The following is a 17,648-nucleotide window of genomic DNA, read 5'->3' as shown; positions in this document are numbered from 1 at the left end:
CCCGGGCGCTGATCCCGCGGCCGCGGGCGTGCACCCCGGGGAGGACGACCTCAGGCGGGGGGCGGGGCGGGCGGGCGCGCCGGCAGGTGGCGCACCCGGAACGCGGCACCACCGGCGCGCTTGGCCTCGTACATCGCCTCGTCGGCGGCCTGCAGCAGCTCGGCGGCCGGGCACGGGCCGAGGGCGACGGACACCCCGACGCTCACGCCGACCGCCACCTCCTCGCCGGGCAGCGAGGGCAGCCGGTACGGGGCGGGCACGGCCTCCAGCAGCCGCCGGGCCAGGACCTCGACGTCGTCGGGCGCGGCCAGCCCGTCGCAGACGACGAGGAACTCGTCGCCGCCGAAGCGGGCGGGGGTGTCGGTGAGCCGCACCGAACCGCGCAGCCGCTCGGCGACGGCCGCCAGCAGCTCGTCGCCCACGGCGTGGCCGCGGGTGTCGTTGACGGCCTTGAACCGGTCGAGGTCGCAGAAGACGACCGCGGTGAGCCCACCCCGCCGCCCCTGGCGCTCCAGGGCCCGCTCCAGCTCCTTCAGCGCGTGCGAGCGGTTGGCCAGCCCGGTCACCGCGTCGGTGGAGGCGTGCCGGTGGACCCGCTCGAGGGTGCGCGCGTTGCCGAGGGCGGCCCCGAAGGGCGCGGCGAGCAGGTGCAGGTCGTCCAGCTGCTCGGTGCCGAAGCGGTCCCGCTCGCCGGAGACGGCCTTGAGGACGCCGATCACCTCCCCGCCGTGCCGCAGCGGCACGACGAGCAGCGAGGCGGCGCCGGTGCGCCGGCAGGCCTCCCGGTCGACGCGCGGGTCCGTGGAGGTGTCGGCGGCCACGAGGGCGCGCTGCTCGCGCAGCGCGGAGCCGGAGATGCTGCCGTCGACCGGCAGGCGCATCCCGCGGAAGGGCGCGGCGGTGCCGGCGACGGCGCGGTAGACCATCTCGGTGCCCTCGAGCACCTCGATCATCGCGCCGTCGGCGCCCGCGATCCCGAGGGCGTGCGCGCAGATGGCGTCCATCACCTCCTGCGGGGACAGCTCGACGGCGGCGATGGCCAGCTGCGCCGCGATGAGCGCCTCCTGGCGCTCGTGGCGGGCCTGCAGCAGCCCGTCGAGCTCGAGCCGGACGCCGATGTCGCGCACGAAGGCGTAGCACTCGCCGGTGCCCGTGCCCGGGCGCCAGACCGTCAGCTCCACCGGCAGCGGCCGGCCGTCGCGGTGCCGCGCGGTGAGCCGCACGGTGCTGCCGAGCAGGTGGGGGGCGCCGCCGGCGCCGACCCGGGCGACCCCGTCGCGGTGCGCCGCGGCGGCCTCCGGAGGCACGATGAGCGAGGTCAGCGGGACGCCGACGCTCTCCGCGCGCGAGAAGCCGAACAGGTGCTCGGCCGCCTGGTTCCACTCGGTGACCAGGCCGCGGGCGTCGATGGCCACGAAGGCGTCGTTGGCGGTGGCGATGATGGAGCCGAGCCGCTCGACGGCCTGCCGGCGGGCGGTGATGTCCTCCACCTGCACGACGAAGTGCAGGGGTTCCAGCGTGTGCGGGTCGCTGACGAGCGATGCCCACCGCGAGGTCCACACGGTGCTGCCGTCGGCGTGCAGGTAGCGCTTGTCGCGCCGGTCGCGCTCCAGCTCGCCGGTGACCAGCCCCGCGAGGGCCTCCAGGTCGTCGGCGAGGTCGTCGGGGTGGGTGAGCTCCTGGAACGTCATCGCGGTGAGCCGCTCGGCGGGGTGGCCGAGGATCCGGCACAGCGCGTCGTTGACCCGCAGGTAGGTGCCGTCGAGCGCCACGAGCGCGATGCCGCCGGCGGCGCCGTCCAGCGTCAGCCGCCAGCGCTCCTCCGCCTCGGACAGGGCCGCGGCCGTGCGCCGCTCGTCGGTGACGTCGCGGTGGATGCTGATGGTGCCCACGACCTCGCCGCCGTCGCCCAGCAGGGGGGTCACGGTGGTGGCCGCCGTGCGCCGCCGGCCGTCGCCGGTGCGGAAGGGCACGTCACCGCTCCACGTCCCGCGGGAGAGGACGGCCGCCTGGATGGCCGCGGCGCGGCGCACGTCCACCCGCCCGGAGGAGTCCTCACCCGGCCGGGAGCCGACGAGGACCTCGCGCGGGCGCCCGAAGAGGCGCTCGGCGGCCGCGTTGCAGTCCAGGACGACGGCGTCGAGGTCGGCGACCAGGACCGCGTCGCTCATCGCGTCGAACACGGCCGCGCGCGCCGCTGCCCCGGGCGCGGTCCCCGCCGGGGCGAAGCAGTCACGCACGGTCACGGGTGTCTCGTCGGCAGGGGCCGCGCCCGCCTTGAGGCGGGGGTGGCCCGTGCGGCGATCACCCGCGCGTCGCCGCGCGATCACCCGGGGGCCACCCGCCGGTCGCGCGGCTCCGCGAGCCTCGGCGCGACCACACGCCCCCTCCGGACGGAGCACCCGTGACCACCACCCCGAGCCGCCGGCGGAAGGCGCTGCGGCGCAGCGGCACCACCGGTCTCGCCGTCGCCCTGCTGCTGGCCCTCGCGCCGGCCGCCGGCGCCGCGGCACCGGCCGCCCAGCCCGCCCCGCGCTGGGCGACGGTCACGGCGAGCGCCGCCACCCCCTCCGTCCACGACGACGAAGCCGGTGGGCAGGCCGACGCCGACGACCCGGCGATCTGGACCTCGCCGACGGCGCCGGAGCAGTCCGTCGTCCTGGGGGCGCTGAAGAACGGCGGCCTCGACGTGCACGCGCTCGACGGCTCGCTGCTGCAGCACCTCGATGCCCCGCCGGCGCCGGAGGGCGCCGAGGAGGCCGGCCGCTACAACAACGTCGACGTCGTGCAGGGCGCGCGGATCGGCGCCCGCGTGCTGGACCTGGCGGTCGTCAGCGACCGCGGCCGCGACCGGCTGCGGGTCTTCGCGATCGACCCGCGCGGCGCCGCCGCCGGCGACGCGGTCCTGCGGGAGGTCACCGACCCGGCCGCGGGCCCGGTCTTCAGCGCGGACGAGGCGGAGGTCGACGAGCAGCGCACCGCCTACGGCCTGGCCGCCGGGCTGCGCGCCGACGGGTCCGCGCAGGTGCTGACCACCCGCCGGCACACCGCCGAGTTCGCCGTCCTCGACCTCGTCGCCGGTCCGGGCGGCACGGTCGGCTACCGCGAGCGCACCCGCGCCGCGCTGCCGACGGAGTTCGCCGTGCCCGGTGGCACCTGGACGCCGTGCGAGGAGCCCGGCGAGGAGCCGCAGGCCGAGGGCTCGGTCTTCGACGCAGCCACCGGCGACTGGTACGTCGCCCAGGAGGACGTGGGGATCTGGCGGGTCTCCGGGGACACCGGCAGCCGCTGGCTGCTGGACCGGGTGCGCGACTTCGGCGTGCCGGCGACGTGGGACGAGGCCTCGCAGACGTGCCGCGCCGACGGGCGGGACCCGGGCGTGGGCGGCACCCGGCTCACCGCGGACGCCGAGGGGCTGGCGATCGCCCGCGACGGGCACCGGCGGTGGCTGTTCGCCTCCAGCCAGGGCGACAGCACCTTCGCCGTCTACGCCCTCGGCGGTCCCGGGCCCGCCGGGCGCTACGCGGGCGGGTTCACCGTCGCCGACTCCGCGGAGGGGATCGACGGCGTGCAGCACTCCGACGGCTCGGCGGTGACGACGGCGGCGCTGGGTCCGCTGTTCCCGCACGGGCTGTTCGTCACCCACGACGGCGAGTCCACCCGCCCCGGTGACGAGGACCGCGTCAGCACCGGCTTCCGCCTCGTGCCGCTGGAGCGCATCACCGCACCCCTCGGCCTCTGAGCCCCGGCCCCCCGCGATCCCCGCGGTCCCCCGTCCCCCGCGGTGATCTTGCACGTGACACCGTGCAAGATCACCGCGGGGGACGGGGAGGCGGGGCCGGGGACCTCAGGCGGTGCGGGCGGTCCGCCGGGCCAGCAGCTCCTCCAGCACCAGCGCCAGGCCGTCGTCGTCGACGCTCGCGGTGACCTCGTCGGCGACGGCCTGCACCTCGGCGGGGGCGTTGCCCATGGCCACCCCGCGCCCGGCCCACCGCAGCATCTCGACGTCGTTGCGGCCGTCGCCCACCGCCAGCGTCGCGGAGCGCTCGACCTCCAGGCGCACGCGCACCTCCTCCAGCGCGCTGGCCTTCGTCACCCCGTCGGGAGCCAGGTCCAGCCAGGCGGTCCAGCCCACCGAGTAGGCCACCCCGTGCAGGCCGACCTGCTCGACGAGGTGGCTGAGCTCGGCGGAGGTGTGCTCGGGGCTGCGCACGACGACGCGCATCACCGGCTCGGCGAACAGCTCCTCGAAGGGCACGACCTCGATCTCGCCGGTCAGCTCGCCGTCCGGGAAGGGCGCCGTCAGCTTGAACCCGCGGCCCAGGACCTCCACGGCGAACAACCCGCTCGGCAGGTGCTCGCGCAGCGCCTCCGCCACCCCGGAGGGGTCGAAGGTGTGCAGCGAGACGACCGCGTAGCCCTCCTCGGCGTCCGGTTCCAGCCGCACCGTCACCGCGCCGTTGGAGCAGACCGCGTACCCGGTGCTCAGGCCCAGGCGCTGCAGCACCGGCAGCGCCCCGTGCAGCGAGCGCCCCGTGGCCACGACCACGTGCGCCCCCGCCGCCGCCACCTGCTGCACCGCCGTGCGGACGCGGTCGGACAGCGCCTCGTCCAGGTCGACGACGGTCCCGTCGATGTCGAGCGCGACCAGCACGCCCTCAAGCCCCCCGCTCACCCCAGCACCCTAGTCAACGGGGCGCAGGGCGGCCCGGTGGGCGTGCGGGGTTCAGCCGACCGGCTGCAGGACCTCCAGGCCCAGGAACGGCTGCAGCGCCGCCGGCACCCGCACCGAGCCGTCGGCCTGCTGGTGGTTCTCCAGGATCGCCACCAGCCAGCGGGTCGTCGCCAGCGTGCCGTTGAGGGTGGCGACCGGGCGGGTGCCCGCGCCGTCCTCCAGGCGCTCGCGGATGCCCAGCCGGCGGGCCTGGAAGGTCGTGCAGTTCGAGGTGGACGTCAGCTCGCGGTAGGCGCCCTGGGAGGGCACCCACGCCTCGCAGTCGAACTTGCGCGCCGCCGAGGAACCCAGGTCGCCCGCGGCGGTGTCGATGACGCGGTACGGGACCTCGACCGCGCCGAGCATGTCCTTCTCGAAGCCCAGCAGCCGCTGGTGCTCGGCCGCGGCGTCCTCGGGGCGGCAGAAGGAGAACATCTCCACCTTGTGGAACTGGTGGACGCGGATGATGCCGCGGGTGTCCTTGCCGTACGAGCCGGCCTCGCGGCGGTAGCAGGCCGACCAGCCCGCGTAGCGCCGCGGCCCCGCCGACAGGTCCAGGATCTCGTCGGCGTGGTAGCCGGCGAGGGCGACCTCGGAGGTGCCGGTGAGGTAGAGGTCGTCCTCCTCCAGCTTGTAGACCTCCGCGGCGTGCGCGCCGAGGAAGCCGGTGCCCGCCATGACCTCGGGCTTGACCAGCGTCGGGGTGATCATCGGGGTGAAGCCCGCCGCGACGGCCTGGGAGACCGCCAGGTTGAGCAGCGCCAGCTCCAGGCGGGCGCCGACCCCGGTGAGGAAGTAGAAGCGCGAGCCCGACACCTTCGCGCCGCGGGCGGTGTCGATGGCGCCCAGCGCCTCGCCCAGCTCCAGGTGGTCGCGCCAGGCGTCCAGGCCCTCGGGCAGCCGCGGGTGGGCGCCGACCTCCTCGAGCACGACGTAGTCGTCCTCGCCGCCGGGCGGGACGCCGTCCTCGACGACGTTGGGGATGCTGCGCAGCGCCGCCTCGAACTCCGCGGCCAGCGCGGTCGAGCCCGCCTCGGCGGCCTTGACCCGCTCGGACAGCTCCTTGACGTCGGCGAGCAGCCGCTGCTTCTCCTCGCCCTTGGCGGCGGCGACCTCCTTGCCGCGGGACTTCTGCTCCGCGCGCAGCCGCTCGAACTCGGCGATGGCGGCGCGGCGGCGGGTGTCCAGGTCCAGGACGCGGTCGACGACGGCGCCGTCCTCGCCGCGGGCCCGCTGGCTGGCGCGCACGGCCTCCGGGTCGTCCCTCAGCAGTCGCAGGTCGATCACACGACGACCCTAACCGAGAGCGCCGCGCCGGCGGAGGGCGCCGGGGGGCGCCCGGTAGCGTGCCCGGATGGGCGCGCAGGACCTCTTCAGCACGGGTGCGCTCGCCGTCCTCCTCGCCGTCCTGCTCGTCGTGGCCTCCACGCTGCTCGCCCGCGAGCGCCGCGAGGTCCGCTCGCTGCGCTCCGAGCAGGTCCTCGCGGCGAGCGCACCGCCGCCGCAGGAGGTGCGCACGCCGCAGCCGCGGGCCGCGATCGTGGTGAACCCCACGAAGTTCGACGACCTCGACGAGCAGGCCGTGCGCCGCCGGCAGGCCTACGTGGCGGCGGTGTTCCGCTCCCACGGCTGGGCGGACCCGCGGTGGCTGCTGACCACGCCGGACTCGCACGGCGACGACCAGGCGCGGCAGGCGGTCGCCGACGGCGCCGACGTCGTGGTGGCGGCCGGCGGCGACGGCACCGTGCGGGCCGTCGCGGCCGGCCTCACCGGGACCGGGGTGCCGATGGCGGTGCTGCCGGCGGGCACCGGGAACCTGCTGGCGCGCAACCTCGACATCCCGCACACCGACCTCGCGGCGGCGCTGGACCTGGTGTTCTCCGCCGGCGACCAGCGCGTCGACGTGGGCCGGCTGGAGGTCGACCGCACCGGCTCCGACGCCGCTCCGGAGAGCTACCTGTTCCTCGTCATGGCGGGGCTGGGCTTCGACGCGGCGATGATGGCCGGGGTCGAGGACCGGCTGAAGCGGCGGATCGGCTACGGCGCGTACGTCGTCTCCGGGGCGCGGGCGCTGTGGGGGCCGCAGGCCAAGGTGCGCGTCAGCGTCGACGACGAGGAGGAGGCGCCGGTGCGCACCCGGGCGGTCATCGTCGGCAACTGCGGCAAGCTGACCAAGCAGCTGGTGCTCATGCCGGACGCGCGCATCGACGACGGCTTCCTCGACGCGGTGGTGCTCTCCCCGCGCGGCGGGATCGGCTGGGGCGAGGTGGCGTGGGCCATCGCGACCCGCGACCGGCGCGCGCAGCGGCGGGTGCGCCACCTGCGCGGGCGCACGTTCGAGGTCACCTGCGCCGAGCCGCAGCAGGTCGAGCTGGACGGCGACCCGATCGGCGCGGCCCGCCGCATCCGGCTGACCGTCGAGCCGGGGGTGCTGCTGGTGCGCTGCCCCCCGCTGCGCCCGCCCGGGACCTGAGCCGGCGGCTCAGGCGGGCACGTCCGCGGGCACGTCCGCGGGCACGTCCTCGGGCACGTCCTCGGGCACGTCCGCGGGGGCGTGGTCGGCCCCCAGGCGGCGCGCGGCGCGGGCGGCGAGCGCGGTGGCGGCGTCGCGCAGCACCGGGTGCAGCTCGTGCCGGCTCTCGCGCCACACCGCCGACAGCACGCACTGGGCGCCGCCGGCGGTGACGACGGGCACCGTCAGCACCGACGAGGCCCCCAGGCGGGCCGCGAGCGCGGGGTCGACGACGGAGCTGGTGCGCGCGTCGGGCACCCAGACGGGGCGCTCGGTGGCCACGGCGCGCGCGAGCGCGCTGCGCCCGGCGGCGTCGAGGGCGATCGGGGACAGGGCGCCCTCCTCGGCGTGCCCGACGTGGTGCAGCAGCTCCCAGCGCCCGGCGGCGGCCGCGCCGGGGCGCAGGACGAGGGTGAGGTCGGGGCGCAGCAGGTCGTGGGCAGCGTCGGCGAGCAGCCGCACGACGTCGCCGCGCCCGCCGGCGCGCTCCAGCTCCGGCACGGCCTGCAGCAGGGCGTGCACGCGCTCCAGCAGCCCGGCGGCGTCGACGCCCTCGAGGCTGTCGGCGACGACGCCGGCGAGGGCGCGGAACTGCTCGCGCCGGCTCTCCGTCAGCTCCAGGGGTGCGCGGCCGTAGGCGCACAGCACCGCCAGCGTGCGGCCGCGGGCGTCGACGACGGGCACGCCGACGTAGTGGCGCACGCCCGCGGCGACGACCTCGCCGCCGACGAAGCGCGGGTCCTCCTGGGCGTCCTCGAGGACGACGACGTCGTGCTGCAGGACCGTCCACGCGCAGGGGCTGCCGTCGCGGGGCACGAGGGTCACCGGGTGGCCGTGCGCGGCGAGCAGGTGGACGTGCTCGTCGGTGACGACGTTCAGGCTGGCGAACTCGGCGCCGCAGACGGCGGCGGCCAGGGCGGTGACCCGGCGCAGCAGCCCCTGCGCGCTGCTCGCGGTGGCCAGGACGGCCTCGGCGGTGCGCGCGCGCTCGGCCTCGTCGCCGGGGCGCGGGGCGCGCAGGGGTGCGCGCCCGCCGGCGGCGGTCCCGGGCCCGGGCAGCGGCGCGGGAGCGGCGAAGACCTCCTCGGCCGGCACCGGGCGGGCGTAGTGGTAGCCCTGCAGGACGTCGGCGCCCAGGCTGGTGACGAGGTCGCCGGTGCGGGCGTCCTCGACGCCCTCGGCGACGACCTCCATGGACAGCCGGTGGGCGAGGTCGACCAGCGAGCGCACGATGGCGGCGTCGGCGGGGGCCTGCGGGGCGGCGGCCACGAACGTGCGGTCGATCTTCAGCTCGTCGGCCTCGAGCTGGCGCAGCATCGTCAGCGAGGTGTAGCCGGTGCCGAAGTCGTCCAGCGAGACCCGGGCGCCGGCCGCGCGCAGGCTCGCCAGGACGGCGGAGGCGCCCTCGGGGTCGGCCAGCAGCGCGGTCTCGGTGACCTCCAGGGTCAGCACGCTGCGCCCGAGGCCGTTGTCGGCGATGGCCCGGCGCACCTCCTCCAGCAGCGAGGGGTCGGCGAGCACGACGGGCGAGACGTTGACCGAGACGCCGATGTCGTGGCCGGCCGCGCGCCAGGCGGCGCACTGGGCGGCGGCGGTGCGCAGCACCCAGCGGGTGAGCCCGACGACGGCCCGGCTGCGCTCGGCGAGCGGGACGAACGCGCCGGGTCCCAGCAGGCCGCGCTCGGGGTGCTGCCAGCGCACGAGGGCCTCCACGCCGACGGTGCGGCCGGTGCCGGCGGCGACGAGCGGCTGGTAGTGCACGCGCAGCTGGCCGGCCTCGACGGCGGCGGGCAGCTCGGCGTGCAGGCGCAGCGCGTCGGCGTCGAAGGCGTCGGCCTCGGAGGCGGCGGCGGGCGGCCCGGGAGCGGCGGCCGGGCGCAGCAGCGCGCGCCCGGCGAGGACGGGCACGAGGGCGCCGGCGAGACCGGTGAGCAGGTGCCCGGCGACGCGCCGGCCGGGGCCGCGGTCGCAGGGGTCGAGCGGCCGCCGGGGCTGCTGGCTGAACACCTTCTAGATGTCGGGGCGCGCCGGTGCGCGCTGCATGCGCCGACCGGGTGAGCGATCACCGCGACCCGCACCCCTCACCGGTGATCTTGCGCGGTGCACCGTGCGAGATCACGATGGGGAGGTGGCGGGAGCGGTGGGGGCGACGGACCCGGCGCCCGGGCGGGTGGAGCTGGTGCGGCGGCCGGCGCTGGTGGTCGCCGGTGAACCGGCCGTGGGGGCCTTCGGCGAGCTGGGCGAGCTGGTGCCGGCCGCCTGGCGGCGGCTGCTGGCGCGCAGCGACCTGCCCGCGCCGGCCGGCGGCCGGTACGCGGAGGCCAGCGCGGGCCTGGGCGGCGGGCGCTACCTGGAGGTCGTCGGGGTCCTGCTGGAGGCCGCGGCCGACGTCCCGGACGAGTGCGCGCTGGCCCTGCTGCCGGCCGGGCGGTGGGCGCGGCTGCTCTTCGAGGGGCCGGTCTCCCGGATCGGCGACGGCTTCGGCGAGGTCCTGGCCTGGGGCGAGCGCAACGGGCTCGCGCTGGGCGGGCGCAAGCTCGACGTCGGCTACGCCGCGGACGGGCGCGAGGGCCCGCACGAGCTGTCCGTGCAGGTGCTCGGGGCCGGCTGAGGCGGGCGGGCAGCCGCGGGCCGGGTCAGGAGGCGGTGCCGGCGCGCACCCGGTCCAGCCAGCCCTGCGCGGCGGTGAACGCCTCCTCGGGCGGGCCGTCGCCGGTGACGGCGTGCCCGCCGTCGGCGCGCGGGTAGCTGCCGACGAAGCGGACCCGCTCGCACACGCGGTGCAGCCCCATGAGGGCCTCGCCGACGCGGGCGTCGGCGACGTGGCCGTCGCAGTCGATGGAGAAGCAGTAGCGGCCCAGGGCGTCGCCGGAGGGCCGGGACTCGATGCGGGTGAGGTTGATGCCGCGGGTGACGAACTGCTCCAGCGCCTCCACGAGGGCGCCGGGGCGCTCCTCGCGCAGGAAGACGACGAGGGAGGTCTTGTCGTCGCCGGTGGGGGCGGGGACGGCGCCCGGGCCGGGGCGCGAGAGCAGCACGAAGCGGGTCTGGGCGCCGGCGCGGTCCTCGATGCGCTCGGCGAGGACCTCCAGGCCGAAGCGCTCGGCGGCGAAGGGCGCGCAGATGGCGGCCTCGAAGCCGGCGGGCTCACCGCCGGCGAGCTCGGCGGCCAGGGCCTGCGCGGCGGCGGCGGTGGAGGTGGCGGGCACGTAGCCGGCCTCGGGCAGCGCGGCGTGCAGCCACCGCCGCACCTGCGCGTGGGCGTGGGAGTGGGTGCTGACGCGCCGCACGTCGGCCAGCGCCGTCCCGGGCCGCACGGCCAGGACGAAGGAGACGGGGATGACCACCTCGGCGACGACGACGAGGGGGTCGCCGACGGCCAGCCCGTCCAGGGTGGCGGGCACACCGCCCTCGACGGAGTTCTCGATCGGCACGCAGCCGACGTCGGCCGCGCCGCTGCGCACCGCCTCGATCGTCGCGTCGACGCTCGAGGTCGCCACGGCGGGCGCGTCCCCCACCACGGTCCGCAGGGCGGCCTCGGAGAAGGTGCCGACGGGACCGAAGAACGCGTAGCGCAGCACGGTCGAGACAGTAGCCGAGCGCCCGCGCCCGCCCCGCCCGGCGGCCGGTCGCCTCAGCCGGCGCGGCGCAGCCTGCGGCGCTCGGTGCGCCCGCTCCAGACGGCCTCGCGCTGCTCCTCGGTCAGGCCCCCCCAGACCCCGTAGCTCTCGCGGTGCGAGAGCACGTGCTGGCGGCACTGGCGCAGCACGGGGCACTCGGCGCAGATGGCCAGGGCCGCGGCGTCGCGGTGCTGGCGGGCTGCGCCGCGCTCGAGCTCGGGGTGGAAGAACAGCTCGGGGTCGGCCTCGCGGCACGCACCCCGCAGCTGCCACTCCCACGCCTCGACGGTCGGGCGCAGGGCTCGGCTGGTCTCGCTCACGGGTCCCCCCTCGGGTCAGGTGACGCTCTCGCTGGATGGCGTCTTCCCCCAGGGCACGGAACCCTAAACGCTGAGCGACGAATTGATCACGGCCCGTGATCGGCTCTCGGTGCGCCGGACGAGCAGCCACCACATCGCGAGCAGCGACAGGCAGGCCCACCACAGGTCGCCGTTCTGCACCGCGCGGGCCAGCACCGTCGGCACGCTGCGCGAGGCCAGCAGGTTCGCCCCCCACCACGGCCACGCCACCCACAGCAGCAGCAGGCCGACCACGCCCACCACCAGCCGGCGACGGGTCCGCCCGTCGCCGACGACGGCCCCGAGCACGACGACGCCCCACAGCAGGTGGTGCAGCCAGGAGACGGGCGAGACGAGCACCGCGACCATCCCGCACGCGGCGACCTCCCCCACGAGCGAGCCGCGCCGGTGCAGCGCCCGGGCCAGCGCGAACCCCGCCACCGCCGCGAGCGCGGCCAGCAGGCCCCACACCAGCGTCGTCGCGCCCTCGGACAGGTACAGCCGCAGCACGAAGCCGCGCAGCGACTGGTTGGACGAGCCCGCGTTCGGCCCCAGCCGGTCGGAGTTCAGCAGCGCGGAGGTCCAGAACTCCAGCGACGCCTCCGGCGCGACGAGGAAGGTCGCGACCGTCACCCCCGCCGCCGCGGCGACGGCGTTGCGCAGCTCGCGCCACTGCCGGGTGATCGCGAAGTGCACGAGGAAGACGCCCGGGGTCAGCTTGATCGCCACCGCCAGGCCGACGAGGGCGCCCCGCGGCCAGCGCAGGGTCCAGCGCCCGATGCGCACCCCCTCGCGCCCGCGCACCAGGTCCAGCAGGCACAGCGAGACGAGGACGACGTTGACCTGGCCGAAGCGGATGTTCTCGCCGACCGGGGAGATCCAGACGCACAGCGCGGCGACGATCCCGTGCAGCAGCCCGGCGCGGGCACCGGCGCGCTCCAGCAGCGGCCGGAAGGCCAGCCCGACCACCAGCCACAGCAGCGCCAGCTGCAGCGCGGTCCACACCCAGCCCGCCGCGCCCCACGGCAGCAGCGCCAGCGGCACCGACAGCAGCGCCGAGAACGTCGGGTAGGTGAACGGCAGCAGCTGCGGCACCTCCGTCTCGAAGGCGTACACCGGCCGGCCCAGCAGCAGGCTGCGGCCGGCCTCGCGGTAGACCTCCAGGTCCACCTGCCACTGGTCCTCGGGGTAGGCCACGAGGTAGCGGTGCACGATCGGCGCGACGGCGAGCAGCAGCAGCACCACCCCCGCCAGCCGCCACGCACCCGCCGGCGCAGCGCGCGGCACCCGAGCCGTCCCCTCCTCGATCACTCCCCGATCCTCCCCCAGCGGCGCACGGGTCCCGACCACCGCCCGCCCTAGCCTGGAGCGGTGCCCCGCTCCGCCACCTCCCGTCCGCACGCCCTGCCCGCGCTGGTGGCGGTGATCGCGGCGACGGCGGTGCTGCTGGGGGCGCTGCTCGCAGCCGCTCCCGCACGCGCCGCCGACGGGGTCACCGAGAGGGCCGCCGACGAGGTGGCGGCCGGGCGGGCCCCGCTCGTCCTCGTCGGCTTCTCCGGCGTGCGCTGGTCGGACGTGTCCGAGCGGTCCACCCCGGCGCTGGCGTCGATGAGCAGCGGCGCGATCGGCACCGTGGCCGTGCGCAGCGTCTTCACCGCCGCCTGCCCCGCCGACGGCTGGCTGGGCCTGTCCGCCGGCCGGCGCGCCACCGACTTCGACGGCACCTCCGCCGAGCACGCCGCCGCCGCCTGCGCGCCGGTCGCCGAGGTCGTCGACGGCGTCCAGCCCGACCTGGCGCGCTACCGGGCGATCGCCGAGGAGGACACCTTCAGCGCCGTGCCGGGCACCCTGGGGCAGGCGCTGGCCGGGGCCGGCACCCGCGCGCTGGCGATCGGCCCGGGCGCCGGCATCGCGCTGGCGGCCGAGGACGGCACCGTCCCCGGGTACGTCGGCGCCGCCGAGGCCGGCACCCCGCAGGCCGTCGGCGGGTACGTGCAGGACGCCCTGGAGTCCGGCGCGCAGGTCGTCGTCGTCGACGCCGGCGTCGTGCGCGACCCCGAGGACCTGCCGGCGCAGGAGGAGGCGCCCGCGGCCTCGCGCGCCGAGCAGGTCGCGGCCGTCGACGCGAGGGTGGCCGCCGTGCAGCGGGCCGTCGAGGCCTCCACCGGCGCGGACGCGACGACGCTGCTGGCCGTGTCGCTGGCCGACGCAGGCCGGACCGCCCACCTGCAGTTCGGCGCCGCCACGGGCCCGGCGCCCGGCGGCGGCACCTACGACGGCTACCTGGGATCGCGCTCGACGCGGCAGACGGCCATCGTGCAGACGACCGACCTGACCCCGACCGTGCTGGCGCTGGCGCTCGGCTCCGACCACGGCACGCCGGGCCTGGTCGGCGCCCCGGTCACCTCCACCGACCCGGGCACCTCCGCCGCCGAGCGCGAGCGCAAGGTCCGCGACCTGGACCAGGCCGCGCAGGCGGTGCAGCCGCTCGTCGGGCCCTTCTTCACCGCCTGGGGCGCCTCGCAGCTGGTGCTGTACGCGGTGGCCACGCTCGCGCTGCGCAGGGCGTGGGGCGGCTCGCGCGGGCGGCGCCGGGTGCTGGGCGGGCTGCGCGTGCTCACGGTCGCCTTCGCCGCGGTGTGCGCCTCGACGTTCCTGGCCAACACGATCCCGTGGTGGCGCCACGGCGAGAGCACCGGCGACCACCTGCTCGCCGTCTCGGGCGCGGTGGCCCTGTACGTGGCGCTCATCACGGCCCTGGCGCTGCTGGGCCCGTGGCGGCGGGCGGCGCTGGGCCCGCTGGGCTTCGTGGGGCTGGTGACGGCCGGGGTCCTGGCGGTGGACTGCGCGACCGGCTCGCGGCTGATCACCTCCAGCCTCAACGGCCTGCAGCCGGTCGTGGCCGGCCGCTTCTACGGGCTGGGCAACCAGCAGTTCGCGCTGTTCGCCACGGGTGCGCTGCTGTTCACCACGGCGCTGGCCGACCGCCTGGTGCGCGGGGGGCGGCGCCGCTGGGCGGTCGTCGCGGTGGCCGTCCTGGGCCTGGTGACGACGTTCGTCGACGGCGTGCTCGGCAGCGACTTCGGCGGCCCGCCCGCGATCCTGCCCGCCTTCGGCCTGCTGGCGCTGTTCGTGGCGGGGGTGCGGATCACCTGGCGGCGGGTGCTCGCCATCGCGGTCGCCACGCTCCTGGTGCTGGCCGCGATCTCGGTCGCCGACTGGCTGCGCCCCGTGGACGACCAGACGCACCTGGGCCGCTTCGTGCAGACCCTCCTGGACGGCGGGGCCTGGCAGGTCGTCGAGCGCAAGGCGGCGCAGAACCTGCGGATCCTCTACAGCAACTGGATCCTCAGCCTCGTGCTGGCGGTCGCGGCCGCCTTCATCGCCTTCGTGCTGGTGCGCCCGAAGGTGCTCGGGGTCTCGCTGCTGGCACGCGCCTACGAGGCGCACCCGGTGCTGGAGGCCGGGCTGACCTGCCTGCTGGTGCTGCTCGTCATCGGCTTCGCCGTCAACGACTCCGGCGCGGCCGTGCCGGCGGTGGGGGCCATGCTCGCGGTGCCGCTGATCATCGCGGCGTGCACGCGGACGCTGGACGCCGGCGCCGCCCGCAGGCCCTGAGCGTCGGGCGGCACCGGACGGCCTTACAGTAATCGACAACCGTTCCCATCGTCAGGAAGACGTCGCATGCCGTCGCGCCGCCGCTCGCTCGCCCTCGCCGCCACCCTCGCCGGCACCCTCGCCCTGACCGCCTGCGGCGGCGGGGAGGACACCGCCGGCTCCGCGCCGGCGGCGAGCTCCCCGGCCGCCGACGGGCTCAGCGTCGTGGCCTCCACGAACGTCTACGGCTCGATCGCCTCCGCGATCGCCGGCGACGCCGCGAGCGTCACCTCGATCATCAGCGACCCCTCCGCCGACCCGCACAGCTACGAGGCGAGCACCCGCACCCAGCTGGAGCTCTCGCGCGCCGACCTCGTCATCGAGAACGGCGGCGGCTACGACGACTTCATGGAGCAGATGCTCAGCGCGGCCGGCTCGCAGGCCGTGGTGCTGAACGCCGTGGAGGTCTCGGGCAAGCAGGCGCCCGCCGACGGGGAGCTCAACGAGCACGTCTGGTACGACGTCGCCACCGTCCGCACCCTCGCCGAGCGCATCGAGGCCGAGCTCGCGAAGGCCTCCCCCGACGACGCCGCCGCGTTCGAGGCGAACCTGGCGACGTTCCAGGGCGCCCTCGACGGGCTGCAGCAGCGCATCGAGGAGGAGGCCGCGCGCACGCAGGGCCAGCCGGTCGCCGTCACCGAGCCCGTCCCCGGCTACCTGCTCGACGCGCTCGGCGCCGAGGACCGGACCCCGGAGGAGTTCTCCGAGGCGATCGAGGAGGAGAGCGACGTCCCCGTCGCCGTCCTGCAGGAGACACTGTCCCTGTTCACCGGCAAGCAGGTGCGGGCACTGGTCCACAACGAGCAGACCACGGGCCCGCAGACCGAGCAGGTCCTGCGGGCCGCGCAGGACAACGGCATCGCGGTGGTGCCGGTCACCGAGACGCTGCCCGAGGGCGAGGACTACACGACGTGGATGACCGAGAACGTCGACGCGATCGCGGCGGCGCTGGGCGCGTGAGCGCCGGCACGGTCCCCGAGCCGGCCCCGGGCGGCCCCGGGCCGGTGCCCGCGCTGCGGCTGCGGGAGGCCTCGCTGGCCTACGGCAGCCGGCGCCTGTGGTCCGGCCTGGACCTCGACGTGGCACCCGGCGAGTTCGTCGCCGTCCTCGGCGCGAACGGCGCGGGCAAGTCCAGCCTGCTCAGGGTGGTCCTCGGCCAGCAGCCGCTGCAGGCCGGCCGGGTGGAGGTCGCCGGCCGGCCCGCCCGGCGCGGGGACCGGAACATCGGCTACGTCCCGCAGCAGAAGGGCCTGGAGCCGAGCACCCCGCTGCGGGCCCGCGACTTCGTGCGCCTGGGCCTGGACGGGCACCGCTGGGGGCCGCTGCTGCCCTCGCGCTCGGCGAGGGCGAAGGTCGACGCCGTGCTGGAGGCCGTCGGCGCCACCTCCTACGCCGACGTCCCCGTCGGACGGCTGTCCGGCGGGGAGCAGCAGCGGCTGCGGGTGGCGCAGAGCATCGTGGGCGAACCGCGGCTGCTGCTGGCCGACGAGCCGCTGCTGTCGCTGGACCTGCACCACGCCGGGGCCGTCTCGGCGCTGGTCGACCAGTGCCGCACCCGCACCGGCGCCGCGGTCCTGTTCGTCACCCACGACGTCAACCCGGTGCTGCCCTACACCGACCGGGTGCTCTACCTGGCCGGCGGGCGCTTCCGCATCGGCACCCCCGAGCAGGTGATGAACTCCGCGACGCTCTCGGAGCTGTACGGCGCACCGGTGGAGGTGCTGGAGTCCGGCGGGCGGCTGCTGGTGGCCGGCGGCGGCGTCGACGACCACCAGCACGCGCACCAGCACGAGAGGGCCTCGTGAACCGCATCTTCGACTTCTCCGACTACGGCGCCCTGCTGGAGCTGGTCCACAACTCCCTGTACGCCGGGGCGCTGCTGGGCCTGGTCGGCGGGCTCGTCGGCGTCTTCGTCGTCGCCCGCGACTTGCCCTTCGCCGTGCACGGCACGAGCGAGCTGAGCTTCGCGGGCGGGGCGGCCGCGCTGCTGCTGGGCGCGAACGTCGTCGCGGGTTCCCTGGTCGGCTCGGTGCTCGCGGCCGTGCTGTTCGGCGTGCTCGGCGCGCGCGCCCGCGACCACAACTCCGCGATCGGCGTCCTCATGCCGTTCGGCCTCGGCCTCGGGGTGCTGTTCCTGTCGCTGTACCAGGGGCGGGCCGCGAACAAGTTCGGCCTGCTCACCGGGCAGATCGTCGCCGTCGACGACCCGCAGCTGGTGTCGCTGGCGGTGATCTCCGCCGTCGTCGTCACCACGATGCTCGTGCTGTGGCGGCCGCTGCTGTTCGCCAGCCTGGACCCCGAGCTGGCCGCGGCCCGCGGGGTCCCGGTGCGGCTGCTGTCGCCGGTGTTCATGCTCGTGCTGGGCCTGGCGGTGGCGATGAGCGTGCAGATCGTCGGTGCCCTGCTGGTGCTGGCGCTGCTCGTCACCCCCGCGGCCGCGGCCGTGCGGGTGAGCCACTCCCCCTTCGTCGTCCCGCTGCTGTCGGTGGCCTTCGCGCTCGTGGCGATGGTCGGCGGGACCCTGCTGGCGCTGGGTTCCTCGATCCCCATCAGCCCCTACGTGACGACGGTGTCGTTCACGATCTACCTGCTGTGCCGGCTCGTGGCGCGGCTGCGGCGCCCGCCGGAGCGCCCGCGCGAGGCGGCGCCCGAGCAGGTCGCCGAGATCGTCTGAGGCCCCTGCGGTCCCGGCCGCGGCCGGGACCGCGGGGGAGCCCCTATGCCGGCCCCGCCTCCGCTCCCACCGCCCCACCCGGAACCCCAAACCCTTCACCCCTACGCCCCCCCCCGCTCAGCTCCACCCCCCC

General features: G+C 76.8%; 14 protein-coding genes. 7 read left to right on the top strand and 7 right to left on the bottom strand.

All coding sequences use genetic code 11. The annotated features are described in order from the left end of the window. Positions 1 to 50: 50 nt before the first annotated feature. Positions 51 to 2,246, bottom strand: a complete 2,196-nt coding sequence (locus tag ACRYM2_RS09195) for a PAS domain S-box protein (RefSeq protein WP_432521640.1) — start codon at positions 2,244 to 2,246, stop codon at positions 51 to 53. A gap of 158 nt (positions 2,247 to 2,404) precedes the next feature. Here ACRYM2_RS09195 and ACRYM2_RS09190 point away from each other — a divergent pair, with 158 nt between their 5' ends. Then, positions 2,405 to 3,742: a phytase gene (locus ACRYM2_RS09190; protein WP_432521638.1), complete on the top strand. Its 1,338-nt coding sequence runs from the start codon at positions 2,405 to 2,407 to the stop codon at positions 3,740 to 3,742. 105 nt (positions 3,743 to 3,847) lie between these two features. Here the strand turns inward: ACRYM2_RS09190 and ACRYM2_RS09185 are convergent, their stop codons facing one another. Together ACRYM2_RS09185 and serS are read right to left on the bottom strand one after the other, a co-directional pair. Then, positions 3,848 to 4,675, bottom strand: coding sequence for an HAD family hydrolase (locus tag ACRYM2_RS09185; RefSeq protein ID WP_432521636.1), 828 nt, complete (start codon positions 4,673 to 4,675; stop codon positions 3,848 to 3,850). 51 nt (positions 4,676 to 4,726) lie between these two features. Continuing rightward, positions 4,727 to 6,001, bottom strand: coding sequence for a serine--tRNA ligase (serS, locus tag ACRYM2_RS09180; protein ID WP_432521634.1), 1,275 nt, complete (start codon positions 5,999 to 6,001; stop codon positions 4,727 to 4,729). Positions 6,002 to 6,068: 67 nt separating this feature from the next. Here serS and ACRYM2_RS09175 point away from each other — a divergent pair, with 67 nt between their 5' ends. Then, positions 6,069 to 7,187: a diacylglycerol/lipid kinase family protein gene (locus tag ACRYM2_RS09175; RefSeq protein ID WP_432521632.1), complete on the top strand. Its 1,119-nt coding sequence runs from the start codon at positions 6,069 to 6,071 to the stop codon at positions 7,185 to 7,187. Positions 7,188 to 7,196: 9 nt separating this feature from the next. On the opposite strand, the gene ACRYM2_RS09170 is transcribed toward ACRYM2_RS09175, so the two are convergent. After that, positions 7,197 to 9,233 (bottom strand): EAL domain-containing protein, encoded by a 2,037-nt coding sequence (locus tag ACRYM2_RS09170; RefSeq protein ID WP_432521630.1) that lies wholly within the window; start codon positions 9,231 to 9,233, stop codon positions 7,197 to 7,199. A gap of 121 nt (positions 9,234 to 9,354) precedes the next feature. Here ACRYM2_RS09170 and ACRYM2_RS09165 point away from each other — a divergent pair, with 121 nt between their 5' ends. After that, entirely contained in the window at positions 9,355 to 9,837 is a 483-nt protein-coding gene (locus ACRYM2_RS09165) for a GyrI-like domain-containing protein (protein WP_432521628.1), read from the top strand. 25 nt (positions 9,838 to 9,862) lie between these two features. Here the strand turns inward: ACRYM2_RS09165 and pheA are convergent, their stop codons facing one another. The 3 genes from pheA to ACRYM2_RS09150 form a co-directional block, all read right to left on the bottom strand. Continuing rightward, on the bottom strand, positions 9,863 to 10,807 hold the full coding sequence (pheA, locus tag ACRYM2_RS09160; protein WP_432521627.1) for a prephenate dehydratase: 945 nt from the start codon (positions 10,805 to 10,807) through the stop codon (positions 9,863 to 9,865). A gap of 53 nt (positions 10,808 to 10,860) precedes the next feature. Continuing rightward, positions 10,861 to 11,166 (bottom strand): WhiB family transcriptional regulator, encoded by a 306-nt coding sequence (locus ACRYM2_RS09155; RefSeq protein WP_432521626.1) that lies wholly within the window; start codon positions 11,164 to 11,166, stop codon positions 10,861 to 10,863. 63 nt (positions 11,167 to 11,229) lie between these two features. Continuing rightward, positions 11,230 to 12,495, bottom strand: a complete 1,266-nt coding sequence (locus tag ACRYM2_RS09150) for a glycosyltransferase 87 family protein (protein ID WP_432521625.1) — start codon at positions 12,493 to 12,495, stop codon at positions 11,230 to 11,232. Positions 12,496 to 12,555: 60 nt separating this feature from the next. Here ACRYM2_RS09150 and ACRYM2_RS09145 point away from each other — a divergent pair, with 60 nt between their 5' ends. The 4 genes from ACRYM2_RS09145 (at position 12,556) to ACRYM2_RS09130 (ending at position 17,515) form a co-directional block, all read left to right on the top strand. Next, positions 12,556 to 14,802, top strand: a complete 2,247-nt coding sequence (locus tag ACRYM2_RS09145) for a hypothetical protein (protein WP_432521623.1) — start codon at positions 12,556 to 12,558, stop codon at positions 14,800 to 14,802. Positions 14,803 to 14,868: 66 nt separating this feature from the next. Then, positions 14,869 to 15,801, top strand: a complete 933-nt coding sequence (locus ACRYM2_RS09140) for a metal ABC transporter solute-binding protein, Zn/Mn family (protein WP_432521622.1) — start codon at positions 14,869 to 14,871, stop codon at positions 15,799 to 15,801. After that, positions 15,798 to 16,646, top strand: coding sequence for a metal ABC transporter ATP-binding protein (locus ACRYM2_RS09135; RefSeq protein WP_432521621.1), 849 nt, complete (start codon positions 15,798 to 15,800; stop codon positions 16,644 to 16,646). The genes ACRYM2_RS09140 and ACRYM2_RS09135 overlap by 4 nt, the downstream gene beginning before the upstream one ends. Then, entirely contained in the window at positions 16,643 to 17,515 is an 873-nt protein-coding gene (locus tag ACRYM2_RS09130; RefSeq protein WP_432521619.1) for a metal ABC transporter permease, read from the top strand. Before ACRYM2_RS09135 ends, ACRYM2_RS09130 begins: the two co-directional genes overlap by 4 nt. Positions 17,516 to 17,648 lie beyond the last annotated feature (133 nt).

The organism is Kineococcus aridisoli (genome assembly GCF_050871885.1).
Taxonomy (GTDB): domain Bacteria; phylum Actinomycetota; class Actinomycetes; order Actinomycetales; family Kineococcaceae; genus Kineococcus.
This window is presented reverse-complemented; position numbering and strand designations above follow the sequence as displayed.

Coding starts and splice junctions, on each gene's coding strand:
- ACRYM2_RS09140 (WP_432521622.1), top strand. CDS start 14,869: ATGCCGTCGCGCCGCCGCTCGCTCGCCCTCGCCGCCACCCTCGCCGGC.
- ACRYM2_RS09175 (WP_432521632.1), top strand. CDS start 6,069: ATGGGCGCGCAGGACCTCTTCAGCACGGGTGCGCTCGCCGTCCTCCTC.